Origin of the sequence: Trichloromonas sp. (assembly GCF_041583255.1) — a bacterium.
Lineage (GTDB): Bacteria > Desulfobacterota > Desulfuromonadia > Desulfuromonadales > Trichloromonadaceae > Trichloromonas.
Window position 1 is genome coordinate 1 of the sequence record NZ_JBFHGD010000086.1, and the last position, 13,009, is coordinate 13,009.

The 13,009-nt window shown below is 61.8% G+C and carries 13 protein-coding genes; 9 read left to right on the forward strand and 4 right to left on the reverse strand.

From position 1 onward, the window contains the following. Positions 1-286 precede the first annotated feature (286 nt). The 4 genes from ABYV89_RS08630 to ABYV89_RS08645 all read left to right on the forward strand — a co-directional run bounded on the left by ABYV89_RS08630 (position 287) and on the right by ABYV89_RS08645 (position 3,758). Positions 287-1,564 carry a type II toxin-antitoxin system HipA family toxin gene (locus tag ABYV89_RS08630; protein WP_432822547.1) on the forward strand — a complete coding sequence of 426 codons (1,278 nt, stop codon included), beginning with the start codon at positions 287-289 and terminating at the stop codon, positions 1,562-1,564. A gap of 2 nt (positions 1,565-1,566) precedes the next feature. Next, positions 1,567-1,884 carry a helix-turn-helix transcriptional regulator gene (locus tag ABYV89_RS08635; RefSeq protein ID WP_432822548.1) on the forward strand — a complete coding sequence of 106 codons (318 nt, stop codon included), beginning with the start codon at positions 1,567-1,569 and terminating at the stop codon, positions 1,882-1,884. A 133-nt stretch (positions 1,885-2,017) separates the two neighbouring features. After that, positions 2,018-3,295 carry a glycosyltransferase gene (locus ABYV89_RS08640; RefSeq protein ID WP_432822549.1) on the forward strand — a complete coding sequence of 426 codons (1,278 nt, stop codon included), beginning with the start codon at positions 2,018-2,020 and terminating at the stop codon, positions 3,293-3,295. Positions 3,296-3,377: 82 nt separating this feature from the next. Then, positions 3,378-3,758 carry a PilZ domain-containing protein gene (locus ABYV89_RS08645; protein ID WP_432822550.1) on the forward strand — a complete coding sequence of 127 codons (381 nt, stop codon included), beginning with the start codon at positions 3,378-3,380 and terminating at the stop codon, positions 3,756-3,758. 49 nt (positions 3,759-3,807) lie between these two features. Here ABYV89_RS08645 and ABYV89_RS08650 read toward each other — a convergent pair whose 3' ends face one another. Both ABYV89_RS08650 and ABYV89_RS08655 read right to left on the reverse strand, forming a co-directional pair. Further along, complete coding sequence (locus tag ABYV89_RS08650) at positions 3,808-5,331, reverse strand: diguanylate cyclase domain-containing protein (protein ID WP_432822551.1); 1,524 nt, start codon at positions 5,329-5,331, stop codon at positions 3,808-3,810. Positions 5,332-5,441: 110 nt separating this feature from the next. After that, positions 5,442-6,692 (reverse strand): NupC/NupG family nucleoside CNT transporter, encoded by a 1,251-nt coding sequence (locus ABYV89_RS08655; protein ID WP_432822552.1) that lies wholly within the window; start codon positions 6,690-6,692, stop codon positions 5,442-5,444. 196 nt (positions 6,693-6,888) lie between these two features. Between ABYV89_RS08655 and ABYV89_RS08660 the strand changes: the two genes are divergently transcribed. Beyond that, the gene (locus ABYV89_RS08660) at positions 6,889-8,202 is read left to right on the forward strand and encodes a M23 family metallopeptidase (protein ID WP_432822553.1); all 1,314 of its coding nucleotides are present in this window, start codon (positions 6,889-6,891) and stop codon (positions 8,200-8,202) included. A gap of 114 nt (positions 8,203-8,316) precedes the next feature. Here ABYV89_RS08660 and ABYV89_RS08665 read toward each other — a convergent pair whose 3' ends face one another. Continuing rightward, positions 8,317-9,435 (reverse strand): hypothetical protein, encoded by a 1,119-nt coding sequence (locus tag ABYV89_RS08665; protein ID WP_432822554.1) that lies wholly within the window; start codon positions 9,433-9,435, stop codon positions 8,317-8,319. 188 nt (positions 9,436-9,623) lie between these two features. On the opposite strand from ABYV89_RS08665, the gene ABYV89_RS08670 reads away from it, so the two are divergent. The 3 genes from ABYV89_RS08670 (at position 9,624) to radC (ending at position 11,551) form a co-directional block, all read left to right on the forward strand. Then, complete coding sequence (locus ABYV89_RS08670) at positions 9,624-10,121, forward strand: ferritin-like domain-containing protein (RefSeq protein ID WP_432822555.1); 498 nt, start codon at positions 9,624-9,626, stop codon at positions 10,119-10,121. Positions 10,122-10,197: 76 nt separating this feature from the next. Further along, positions 10,198-10,695: a ferritin-like domain-containing protein gene (locus ABYV89_RS08675; protein WP_432822556.1), complete on the forward strand. Its 498-nt coding sequence runs from the start codon at positions 10,198-10,200 to the stop codon at positions 10,693-10,695. Positions 10,696-10,864: 169 nt separating this feature from the next. Beyond that, positions 10,865-11,551: a RadC family protein gene (gene radC / locus ABYV89_RS08680; RefSeq protein WP_432822557.1), complete on the forward strand. Its 687-nt coding sequence runs from the start codon at positions 10,865-10,867 to the stop codon at positions 11,549-11,551. Here the strand turns inward: radC and ABYV89_RS08685 are convergent. Continuing rightward, positions 11,548-12,609, reverse strand: coding sequence for a hypothetical protein (locus ABYV89_RS08685; RefSeq protein WP_432822558.1), 1,062 nt, complete (start codon positions 12,607-12,609; stop codon positions 11,548-11,550). The genes radC and ABYV89_RS08685 overlap by 4 nt on opposite strands. Positions 12,610-12,789: 180 nt before the next feature. Here ABYV89_RS08685 and ABYV89_RS08690 point away from each other — a divergent pair. Beyond that, the coding region (locus ABYV89_RS08690) for a peptidase U32 family protein (RefSeq protein WP_432822559.1) at positions 12,790-13,009 on the forward strand (220 nt) is incomplete at its 3' end.

Consider the following 13,009-nt stretch of genomic DNA (forward strand, 5'->3'; position numbering starts at 1 on the left):
AGAGTGCAACCTTGCCAAGGTTGAAGTCGCGAGTTCGAATCTCGTTTCCCGCTCCAAAAAAAATCATCGGAACCTCTCGGGGTTCCGTTTTTTTTTGCCCGCCGCCTCCCCAAAGAACAAGCCCTTAAGCACGGCGTGACCCGGCATCCTTCGATCCCAGCCCAATTCATGCACCATCACAATAGCCTATTTAATCCTGAAAAAGACGCCAGGTAAATATTTTTGGGTATCATGACAACTCATTTGCTTGCATTTAAACAAAATAAGCGCTATTAAAATAGCCATGATGGTGACAATCCAAATTTTCAGACATGGCCGCTGGCATACCGCAGCGACATTCACCCCCGATCGGGCGGGCATAAAGCGCGGCATCGCCGGCGGCGGGCTCTTCGAGTACGGCATCGACTACGCGGTCGAGCACCAGGGGGAAAGCACGGCACAGGTGGCCTTTTCCTACCCTGTCACCTTCGAACTGCACCGCAGCGACCGCTGGCCGGCCTTTCTCCTCGACCTCATGCCAACCGGCGCCGGCCGGAGGGTCTGGCTGCGGCGTCTCGGCCTGCGAGACGGCACGGCAACGGACTGGGAACTGCTGGTGCAAGGTGCGGGGAATCCCCCCGGCAACCTCCGCGTCGCCGAGGCGGTCATCCCCCCTGGCGCAGCACACCGCGGCTTCACCCGCGAGGAAATCATCGATAAGAGCGCCGATTTTATCGAGTACGCCGAAGCACGGGGGGCCGTGGTAGCTGGCGCCACCGATGTCCAGGGGGACGCGCCCAAGTTTCTCCTGGTGCGGGACCGCAACCGCCGCTGGCACCCCGACGGGGCCCTCGAAGACGGCGAGGTGCTCGACTGCTGGCTGATCAAGTTCCCGCGCGGCAAGACCGGGGCCGACCTCACCGTTCTGCGCAACGAGGCGCCCTACCTCGAGGTGGCGCGGCGCTTCGGCCTGCGTGTCGGCGCCCCCCTGCAATTCGAAGGCGATGCCCTGTTCATCCCCCGCTTCGACCGCAGCGTCGGGCCGACCGGGCTCGAGCGCCACGGCTTCGAGACCCTCTGCGCCGCCGCCGGCATCGCCGAATTCGGCAAACGGGGAGACCACAGCCACTTCTGCGAAATCATCGCCCGCTTCGCCGCCAGCCCCCAGACCGAGCTGATCGAATACCTGCGGCGCGACATCCTCAACGCCGCCCTGCGCAATACCGACAACCACGGCCGCAACACCGCCTTTCTCAAGCAGGCCGACGGCACCGTCCGCCTCTCACCCCTCTTCGACTTCGCGCCGATGTTTCTCGACCCCGAGGGGATCCCCCGCAGCAGCCGCTGGGCCGCCGAGCTGGAACCAGAGATCGGCCGCCCCGACTGGGGCAAGGTGGTCGAGAGCCAAGCCACCCGCATCGACCCGAACGAACTGCGTCGACTTCTGACCAGGGATGCGGAGGCGGTGGCGCGACTGCCCGAGACGATGCGGGCCTGCGGCGTGGAGGATTCCGTCATCGACAGGGTCGCCCGCCGCTGCGCCGAGGTGGCAGAAGACCTGCGGGATGCCGGAGCGAAAGGATAGCCATGCCGAAAAGACCGACCAGAAAACGGACGCCAGAAGAAATCCGCCGGGAAAAGGAAACGCTCTACGCCGAACTCGGCAGCGGCCTGCTGACCCTCGGCCAGGCGACCCGCCGAATGCGCAAAATCGTCGGCATGACGCAGACCGAATATGCCGAGAAAATCCTTAAAATCTACCCCCGCGTACTCATGGAGATCGAGCGGGATCGCGGCAACCCGACCCTCGAAACGCTGGAGAAAATCGCTCGCCCTTTCGGACTGAAGGTGGGTTTCGTGGCAAAGGCATCGCACCTGCCAGGCACGGAGGGTGGCGAGGGCTGAATCGGCGCGGGCAAGCGATGCGGTCACTGGGCTTTACTTAAACGAGTGACGGCGCAAATGGGCGGAGCGCTTCTTTTCTGAAGTTACTATGCTGCCCTGGAATTTCGGTCCCCACATGTGGACAGAGAATAAAATGGTACGGCAAGGCCTGACCCCAATAAACAAATACCTCAACAAACACGCCCTGAACTCGCCCTGGCGGATCGAGGGGAACGACCGGTGCAATTTCGCCGCAGCGGTGGTCATTCCCGCGCTGGCCGAAGGCGACAGCCTGTGGGCCACCCTCGCCTCGCTGGCGGCCAACCCGGCCGACTGTCTGGCGCGAACCCTGGTGCTGGTGGTGGTCAACCAGCGCGTGGATGCCGATGAGGCGGACCGCTTGGCCAACCTGGCCGACCTGCTGCGCCTGCAGAGGGACGGCAAAAATCTTCACCCCCTGCAACTGGCCTGGGTCGATGCGGCCACTCCCGACCTGGAGCTGCCGGCCAAGGGGGGCGGCGTCGGTCTGGCCCGCAGAATCGGCTTCGATCTGGCGCTGAACCGGCTCGACCTGAACCGGCCTTCGCCGTTTTTGGTCGCCCTCGACGCCGACACCCTGGTGGGTCCCGATTACCTGCCGGCGCTGTTCCGCCATTTTCAGACCGCCAGCGCCGGCGGCGCGGTGCTCCCCTTCGCCCACCAGGATGGGGCCGGCGCCGCCGGGCAGGCCGCCATCGAGCGTTACGAGCTCTTTCTGCGCCACTACGTGCTCGGCCTGTCCCTGGCCGGCTCGCCCTATGCCTTTCACAGCGTCGGCAGCGCCCTGGCCTGCCGGGCCGAGGCCTACGCCCGAGCCGGCGGTATGAACAAGCGGCCGGCCGGCGAGGATTTCTACTTTCTGCAGCAGCTGGCCAAGACCAGCGGCGTGGCGCAGGTGCGGGGCACCCTGGTGCGCCCTTCGCCGCGGCCCTCCGCGCGCACCCCCTTCGGAACCGGCCGCAGCGTCGCCCGCCTGCTGGCCGGCGAAGAGGACGCGGTCAGCTTCTACCATCCCGACTGCTTCCGCATTCTCGGCCGCTGGCTGCAGCTGGCAGCCGGCCGGCTGCTCCTCGACGGCGAACAGCTGATCCGGGAGGCGGCCGCCATTTGCCCAGACCTCGCCGGGCATCTTCGCGAAATCGGCTTCGCCGCCGTCTGGGCACGCCTGCGCCGCAACCACCCCACCCCCGAAGCCCTGGGCAAGGCGTTTCACGACTGGTTCGACGGCCTCGCCAGCCTGCGCCTGATTCACCATCTCGGCAGCGGTCCCCGTGCCCGCTGCCGACCGGAAGATTCGCTGCCGCAACTGCTGCAATGGGCGAAGCTGGAGGATGCCGGCCACGTCAGCGGCTGGCTTCGTACCCTGCGCAGCCACCAACGGGGCGGCATTTGAGCGGTAAAACCCGTAAAAACCCGGCAGCGCAATTGCTTTTTTGTGTTACGATTGGGGATATCCGCGAGAGGGGGCCATTCCATTGAGCGATTCGACACTTACTCCGCCGGCCGACCAGCGCAGGACGCTGCGCGCGCCGCTCATCGTGCTGCGGGTCAAGGTGGACGAGGGGGAGAAATCCTTTTTCGGCTACGCCCGCAACATCAGCCGCAGCGGGCTGTTCATTCCGGCCACCAGCCCCCGACAGCCGGGCAGCCGCTTCGTCGTCGAAGTTCGCCTGCCGGCGCCGATCGACAGGGCTGTGCAATGCACCTGTGAAGTGGTCTGGCAGCGGCAGTTCAGCAGCAAGGCGAAACACGATCCGGGCATGGGACTCAAGTTCGTCGATATGCCCGAAGAAATCGCCGCCCTCATCGACGCCTGGGTGAAGAATCAGGACCAGGCAAAAAAGGCCATCGATTGACGGCCTTTTCCCTTTGACACACCCGTTTCATCTGCCAGCCGTTTCCCCCTCAGGTCGCACCGTCCCGACCATCCCCCCCGTGAATGAAATAGGCATTCTTGCCCCGCCCCTTGGCCTCGTACATGGCCGCATCGGCCAGCTTCAGCAGGGTCGCCGCATCACTGCCGTCGGTCGGATAGGTGGCAACGCCGATGCTGGCGGTGGTCACGAAGGGATGACCGTCGATGGTGATCGGCGGCTTCAGGCAGCCGAGGATTTTCGAGGCAATGACGGGCGTTTCGTCAGGATGAGCGATCTGCCCGCAGAAGACGAATTCGTCACCGCCGAAACGGGCCACCGTGTCGTTCTTGCGCAGGCAGCCCGACAGGCGCTCGGCGATGGTCCGCAGGTAGCGGTCGCCGGCTTCATGGCCGAGGGTGTCGTTGACAACCTTGAAATCGTCGAGGTCAAGGAACATCAGGACCACCCCGCACCCCTGCCGGCGGGCGTTGGCCAGGGACTGCTCCAGGCGGTCGTACATGAGCACCCGGTTGGGCAAGCCGGTAAGGCTGTCGTAATAGGCCAGCTGGTGGATTTTTTCTTCAGCCTGTTTGCGCTCGGCGATATCTTCCTGCAGCTGATCGTTCGCCACCTGCAGCTGCCGGGTCCGCTCGGCAACGGTTTCCTCCAGCACGTCCTGCTGTCGGCGCAGTGCTCCGGACATGACGTTGAACGCTTCGGTCAGCGCGGCGAGTTCCCGCCCCTTCGGCAGAGGAATCCGGTCACCGAGGTGCCCGGGGTCGCCGGCAATCAGGGCCGCCTTCTGACGCAGGCGGGCGAGCGGCGCAAAGACCAGCCCGCGGGTCAGCAGGAGATGAAGCAGAAACAGGGCCACCAGAATGCTCAGCAGGAGGACTGACAGGCTGAAGGCAAAGTGGTTGCTATCCGCGTAGGCCTGGGCAAGAGGAATGCGGATGGAGATGGCCGAAATCACTTCGCCGACGTTGCGATCGAAACTGCGATCGCTGCCGTAGAGGGCGAGCATCCCTTCGGGCGCGTTCTCGGGAGTGGAATGACAGCGCAGGCAGCCCTGGTCGAGAACCTCGCCCCGCCGCATCACCACGAAATAGGGTTCGTCAGCCAGATCCCGGATCATCGACCGGTACTTCAGATTCGGATCGGTATTGAGCTCTTCGATGAAGGCCCGCTCCAGCCCATCCGCCTCGTTTTCCGGGCTGCGGGCATCGATCGCACTCTCCTTGTAATAGTAGTTTTCCCCGACCTGCTCCCGAAAAATTTCGTTCAATTGGCGGATGGCATAGGTCGAAGACATCCAGCCGGGTTCAAAATAGGAGGGAACACCCAGCCGATCCGCCAGTTCGAAGACCTGGGGCTTCAGTGTGTGGGCGAAATAGGTATGCACCGCCATGTTCTTTTCGAGGATGACTTCGGCGAGTTTTTCCGCGTTGTGCAGCGTCTGCTGGCGCTGGTTGGCGCGCACCAGCAGCACCACCGACACCGACCCGGCCAGGTACAGCAGGATCAGCAACTGGTAGAACAAGCGGGAAAGGCGGATTTTGTTGGATGCGGTCATGAACGGCACATTCCCCAACAGTGTCGGATAAGCACATTAAAAACAGCCTGTCTCCTATTTATAGCACAAATCCGAAGACAACCGTCGATGCAAAACTAAAGCCGCAATGGTCAGGGGCCCGCCGTCCAGAGCACGCCGACCACGGCCCCGGTCAGGCAGGTCGCCAGGGTGCCGGCGACGATCGACTTGCCGCCCAGCGCGACGATTTCGGCACGCCGTTCGGGTACCAGCGTTCCCATGCCGCCGATCATGATGCCGAGACTCCCCAGGTTGGCGAAGCCGCAGAGGGCATAGGTGACAATCAGCCGGCTGCGCTCGCTGAGGGCCGCCGGCGGCAGCGCCGCCAGGTCGAGGTAGGCCAACAGTTCGTTGAGAATGATCTTGCTGCCGAGCAGACCGCCGGCAACCTGCGCCTCGCTCCACGGAAGCCCGAGCAGCCAGGCCAGGGGCGTGAGCAGGGTCCCGAGCAGCAGCTGCAGGGAGAGCGGCTGATCGCCGGGGGCCGGCAGCAGCGCAAGCATCTGGTTGACGAGGCTGACCAGCGCCACCAGCACCACCAGCATGGCGAGAATGTTGAGCAGCAGCTTCAGCCCCTCGGCGGTGCCGTGGGTAATGGCATCCATCGCCCCGCTCGCTTCGCCGATACCGGCCAGGTCGCCGCCAGTCGCAGGCCCGCTGTGCGGCACCATCAACTGGGCGACCACCAGCGCCGCCGGGGCGCTGATCAGCGACGCGGTGAGAATATGGCCAAGGGCGTCGGGGATCACCTGCTGCAAAAAGCTGGCGTAGAGGACCAGAACCGTCCCGGCGATGGTGCTCATACCGCAGGTCATCACCGCGAATAGCTCACCCCGCGACATTTTCTGCAGGTAGGGGCGCACCAGCAGGGGCGCCTCGACCATGCCGACGAAGACGTTGGCCGCGGCGCTCACCCCCACCGCCCCGCCGATGCCGAGGCTGCGCTGCAGCATCCAGGAAAAGGCCCGCACCACCTGCGGCAGCACCCGCCAGTAGAAAAGGAGCGCCGACAGGGCGCTGACCACCAGCACCAGCGGCAGGGCGCGAAAAGCGAGAATGAACGAAGCGCCTGGGGAGACCTCGGCAAAAGGGAGCGGGGCACCGCCGAGAAAGCCGAAGACCAGCGAAGTGCCGGCGGCGGTCGCCTTATCCAGCATCATGACCCCCTCGTTGAGGGCCAGGAAAAAACCTTTGAACAGGGGAACCTTGAGCAGGGCGCCGGCAATCAGGAACTGCAGGGCCACCCCGCCCAGCAGCAGCCGCAGCGACAGCTGACGCCGGTTTTCGCTGACCAGCCAGGCCAGCCCGAGCAGCACCACCATTCCGAAAAGACTCTGCAGCATATAGGCCTGCCCCCCCCACATGGAATAAGCGAATTAACCAAGAAAACCACAACCCCTGAAAATTTGCAAGACGCGCGGCCACACAGACCATTGCCCATTCGCTATTTCATGGTTATAGTATGGCATCGTTTTGCACAGGTCGTTGCTGGAACCTCCGCTTTCGAATTCACCCCCAAACATTAAAAAGGATAGGCAGTTGAAAACCTCATCGCTGGTACTCGTTATTGTCCTGTTTGCCGCCCTGGTTGGCGGCGGATTTTTCTATTTTCGCGACACCAAGGGGCCTGAAATCGCCCTGATTCCCGCTGCCGGACCCGTTTCCAGCAAGCATCCGCCAACCCTGCAGCTCGCCGACACCGGCTCGGGACTGAAATCGGTGACCGTCACCCTGAGCCAAGGGGACAAAACCATCCCCGTGCTCAGCAAGGAATATCCGGAAGGAACCCTGACCCAGAGCGAACCGCTCCCGCTCGAACAGTCCGGCATCAAGGACGGCCCGGCCCAGATCCGCGTCGTCGCCGTCGACCGCAGCATCTTTCCGCTGGGCGCCGGCAGTACCACCGATCAGACCTTCATCTTTGAATTCGACAACAAGGCGCCGGTCATCGCCCTGCTCAGCCGCACCCACAACCTGACCCGCGGCGGCTCAGGGCTGGTGACCTACACCCTCTCCGAAGACGTGGCCCGCACCGGGGTCATGATCGGCGAGCGGTTTTTCCCCGGCTACCAGCAGCCTTCCGGCAACTATGCCTGCCTCTTCTCCTTCCCCTGGGACATGAACTCGAGCCAGTTCGTCCCCAAGGTGATCGCGGTGGATCCGGCCGGCAACGAACGCCAGGCCGGCTTCTACTACCACACCAACGACAAGCCCTTCCGGCAGCGGCAGATCCCCGTCAGCTCGCAGTTCCTCGAAGCCAAGATGCCCCCCTTCGAAGATGCCTTCCCCGAGGCGAAGTCTCCCCTTGAGGTCTTTCTCAAGGTCAACAGCGAGATGCGCAAAGCCAATGTCGCCCGGCTCACGGAATTCGGCAGCAACACGTCTGCCACCCCCCTGTGGGAAGGGGATTTCCTGCGCCAGCCGCAGGCGGCCACCCTGTCGTTGTTCGCCGATCACCGGACCTATACCTACGAAGGGCAGCACATCGATCAGCAGACCCATCTCGGCGTCGATCTGGCCTCGACCGCCCAGGCTGACATCCTGGCGGCCAACCACGGCCGGGTGGTCTTTGCCGACGATCTCGGCATTTACGGCCTCTGCGTGATCCTCGATCACGGCCTGGGCCTGCAGACCCTGTACGGGCACCTCAGCCGCATCGACGTCAGCGTCGACCAGACGGTCAGCAAGGGGCAGGTCGTCGGCGCCAGCGGGGCCACCGGGATGGCGGGGGGTGACCACCTGCATTTCGAAACCATCGTCTCCGGGCTTTCGGTGACCCCCATCGAATGGTGGGACGGCGCCTGGATCCGCAACAACATCACCGACAAACTGAGCCTTGCTCCAACCAACTGACCGGCCGGGATCGGTTTTTCTCGATATCGGCCTGATTTAGCACCCAACAACAATGGCCCCGCCGGAATTCCGGCGGGGCCATTGTTGTTTATCCCTGCTCGCCGCGGGCGTTCGTCACACCAGCCTGACCGGGGCGAAGCCGCCGCCAGGGGTGCGCAGATTGGTCACCTGCCCCTGGTACAGGCGGGCCGCCACGCCAAGAACCCGGTTCTTGTAGACATACAGCCGGAAATCGGTTTTCATCTCCGGCAACTCGCCGCCGCCGGTCAGCGAAGGCGGCTCCAGCCGCTGCACCAGGGTGTCGGCTGGATCGAGCCCGTCAAACCGCTTGCGGGTAATCTTGCGCCCGAGCAGCACGCCACGGCTGCCGAACCGGGCCACCGGCTTGAACACCCAGTCGTTGCGCTCAGCCCAGAGGATATCCCGGTCCAACTCCGCCAGCATCCGGCTCTCGGGAACCAGCTCCGCCAACCGTTGGCAGTCCGCATCGGCCACCCCCATCGCCTCCAACTTAGCCGGGTCGGACCAGAGCACCATCCGGCGCTTGTCGGCCAGCAACCCGTAGCTGAACGGGTGGGGACTCAGACAGACGGTACCGGCCAGGCATGCTTCGCGGATACCGACCATCAAGTCGCTCTCCAGGTAAAAATCGCAATGGCGGTTATACGCCAGTTCAACCGGTCGTCCTTCGCTGAAAACCCCCTTTGCTCCCGACTCCAATTGCCCCGGATCAGCTACCACAACGGGAATACCCCATTCATTTGCAAGCAGACGTTGGCAGTATTCCATCTCGCCGAATAGAAATTGCTCTGCAGGGTTTTCGTCAATAATGGCCATCACCGAGGGCTTTTCCATGGTGCCGCCGCTCCAGGATCGAAGTTCATCGGCAAACGGCTTGATCAGCCGGGTGCGGATTCGTGGCGACAGCCCGGCTGGATCGAAAACCTGCTCACCGAACTGCGCCAGCAGGGCCAGCAGAAAGCCGCCGGCGTTGGTGTTCACCTCGATCAGTCGCGGCCCGGCGGGGGTCAGGTGAAAATCGTAGCCCATCATCACCGAATCGTGTCCAGGGTCGATGCGAGCGACCTCCGGCAACCAAGGCAACACGGTTTCACGATAAGCCGGTTGTTGACTCAGTCGATACAGGGTCCGCACCAAACGTATCATCTGGCGCAAATTCCGCTGCGGCAGCAGGGCGGACTGAAGGCTGACCGCCTCCCGGTATATCTCCATAAGGCTTCTCCCCGTCCATAAAAGGTGCGTCATCATGCCACAGATTTCTTCCAATTCAAACAACACGTACCTGCAGAAAAATGGATAATTCTTTTAGCAAGCCCTTTGACATGAGGACATCATCAGTCATAATTCTAAGAACATATGACTTTAAATAGCCAAAAATCAACATCCAAGGAGAACAGATCATGACTCAGCAATTCAACCTTAATGAAGCCCTCAAGCAAGCCATCCAGACCGAAAAAGACGTTATGGATTTTTATAACCGGGCTGCAGAAATCACCCAAAACCCCAAAGGCAAACAGGTTTTTAAGACCCTGGCCAAAGACGAACACGAACATGCCAGCCACTTTTTTCAGGTCTACCCTGGGAAGGATCTAGGTACTTTTGACGAATTCATGGCCCGTCCGCCGCAGGCCAACATCGCCATGCAACAAGACCTGGAAAAAGCTCTGAAGGAAGGGGGCACTGATCGCAAAGCCATGGAAATCGCAATGCGTGAGGAGGAACTGCTCGAGAAAAACCTGCGTGCAACCGCAGCCCAGATCAGCGACTCGAAGGTCAAGGCGGTTTTTGAAAAGATGGCCAAAGAAACCAACCATCATTACCAGATCATCGAGTCGGAATATGCCCGCATCATGGGGATGGTTCACGAAACCGACATCAACACCTTCGTCCGCGAATAACATGTTCTGAAGCACTCTGGCGCATTGCCATGTGGTTTTAACTCAGTGCCTAGCCCTAGAACCGAAGGAGGTGACCATGCCCCAGGAACTCAAAATGCAGGAAGCACTCAAGCAGGCCATTCACGCCAAAAAGAATTTGATGGATTTCTACCTGAAGGCCGCCGAAATCAACAAGAACCCGGCCGGCAAGAAGATTTTCGAACGCCTGGCCGGCGAAGTGAAAGAAAACGTCGCCCGCTTCTTCAACCATTACAAGGGAACCGATCTCGGCTCGTTTGACGCCTTCATCACGGCGCCTCCGCATCCCGACTCGGCCATGCTGGTTTCCCTGCAGAAAGCGCTGAACGACAATATGCACGATCGCAAGGCGAGGGAAATCGCCCTCAAAGAAGAAGGGGACATGGAAAGAAACTTCACCATGCTCGCCGAAAAGATGGTCGACCCGATGGTCAGGGCCGTCTTTGTCGAAGTCGCCAAGGAAACCCGCAACCACTGCGCGATCATCGAATCGGAATACGCCCGGACCATGGGCATGGTTCACGAAACCGATATGGACACCTACGTTCGCGAATAATCCAGCCCTCTGAAACACCCCTGTAACACCCAGGCCCCGGTCGCCATGACCGGGGCTTTTTCATGCCAGACGACCGAAAATTAGTCTACACCAACTTTTAATTGGCCGCTTCACGATGCCGTGGTAAACTCGCCGCCATGCCATGAAATCTGCAAGGAGGGAACCTGCCATGAGAAAAATCAAGGACTGGCCCGAAGACGAACGCCCGCGGGAGAAACTGCTGAAGAACGGCGCCGACACCCTCTCCGAGGCGGAACTGCTGGCCCTGGTGCTGCGCACCGGCGATGCCGCCAGCCAGACCAGCGCGGTCGACCACGCCCGCCTGCTGCTGGCCCGCTTCAAGAGCCTGCGCGGCCTGGCACTGGCCACGGTGGCCGAACTCTGCGAAATCAAGGGGATCGGCCCGGCCAAGGCGGCCGAGCTGCAGGCGGTCTGCGAACTGGCCCGCCGCTTCGGCATCGAAACCATGCGGCCGGGCGACCGCTACACCAGCTCGACGGAAGTCTACCAGCATTTTCACGAGCGGCTGCGCGACTACCGCAAAGAAGTCTTCATCGCCCTGCTGCTCGACAGCAAGAACAGGTTGCTGTGCGAAGTGCAGATCTCCGAAGGAAGCCTGACCGCCAGCATCGTCCATCCCCGCGAAGTCTTCGCCCCGGTGGTGCGGGAATCGGCGGCGGCGGTCCTGTTCGTCCACAACCATCCCTCCGGCGACCCCACCCCGAGCCGCGAAGACCTGGAGATCACCACCCGGCTGCGCGAAGCCGGCGAGCTGATGGGGGTCCGCGTGCTCGACCACATTATTATCGGTAGCGGCCAGTACGTCAGCTTCGTCGACCGCGGGCTGATGGGCTAGCCGGCGCCGGCATATTCGAGAAAACTGTGCTGCGGCCTGAATACCGGCTGAGCCTGCAGCCACTCGCTGACTTCGTCCGGCCCGAAATAACGGGCCTGCAGCGTTTTCCCCTCATCGAGCAGAAAGCCAAACTGGGGAACGAAGGTGTTGCGCCGGATCGAGTGGTCAAGGGTCAGCCCGGCGATCATCAGGATGCTGCGATCGCTGTTATCAAAAGAATCGGTCAGGTAGGACGCCAGCAGGTGGAACTGCCGCCAGGTGTTGACGTCGGCCAGTCGGCGATGCGGCCGCTTTGAGGTAACGATATCAGGGAAAAAATCTAAGACGGAGGCTTCAAGGATAGCCGCCGGCGACGGATCGTACTTGTCAAGGTGCCTGATAAAACGAAAGGAATGGGCATCGAGCAAGGTGCCGATGGAGCGCGGCTCTTTGTTCAGGTCAGATAGGGCCAGCTGGTGGCGGTCGGCAAATTTTGCACTCAGACGGTAAACCTTGCCATGGCTCGACTCGCGGATAGCGGTGCCGTCCACCAGCTGACGCAGCAGCACATGGATCTGCGGAGTGTCGCCGGGAGGCTGGCGAAAAAGGTATTTGTAGGGAATTTCGATCTTGATGCCGTCGACCTCGCGATACAGGGTGATCAGGGTGGCGGCCCGCCGGTAAAGGGTCAGGTACGGCTCAACAACCCGGAACAGCATGCTGCAGCAGGAGTTGCTATGGCCATTGACCCGCTCGACATAGCCGATCCCACCTTCTTCATGGATGCCGTGGTGGCTGCCCCCCAGAATGACCAGATCCTGGCCATGATGAGACGCCGGGGTCAACCGCCCCGGATCGAGCAGGGCACCGACTCGCCCCAGGTTGAAGGTCGGACAATCGAAGGCGTAGCCAAAAAGGGCTTGCTTGATTCCCTGGGATTCGTCGCTGCACTGCCAGACCGCCGGCAGGGTCCCCTGGAAATTGTGGGCATCGGCCAGCGAACGCATCCGGCCGAACAGGTCCATCAGCTCCATGGCGGGATTATCCAGCAGCACTTCGGAAGGGGGGGCGATCGGCATGGCAGGCTCCTTGGCTAGTCAAGTATGCGCAAAACAATAACACCGTTTTACTGCTTTTACCACAGCGAATCACTCGATTTTCCGGTTGCTTCGGCCAGCGACGCCATGCTAACCTGCCGGAAGTCAATCAACCACGGCCGGGCACTCTAGAGCCCCGGCCTTTTTCATTTCGAGCCATCCATGTCTTCTCGCAACAGTGTAAAACCCGAACTCCTCGCCCCCTGCGGCAGCCTCGAAGCCTTTTTTGCCGCCATGCAAGGCGGCGCCGACGCCGTCTATGTCGGGCTGAAGGAGTTCTCGGCCCGGGCCAAGGCGAAAAACTTTTCCCTCACCGATGTCGAACGGATGCTGGCCTACGCCCACAGCCTCGGGCGCAAGGTCTACGTCACCCTCAACACCC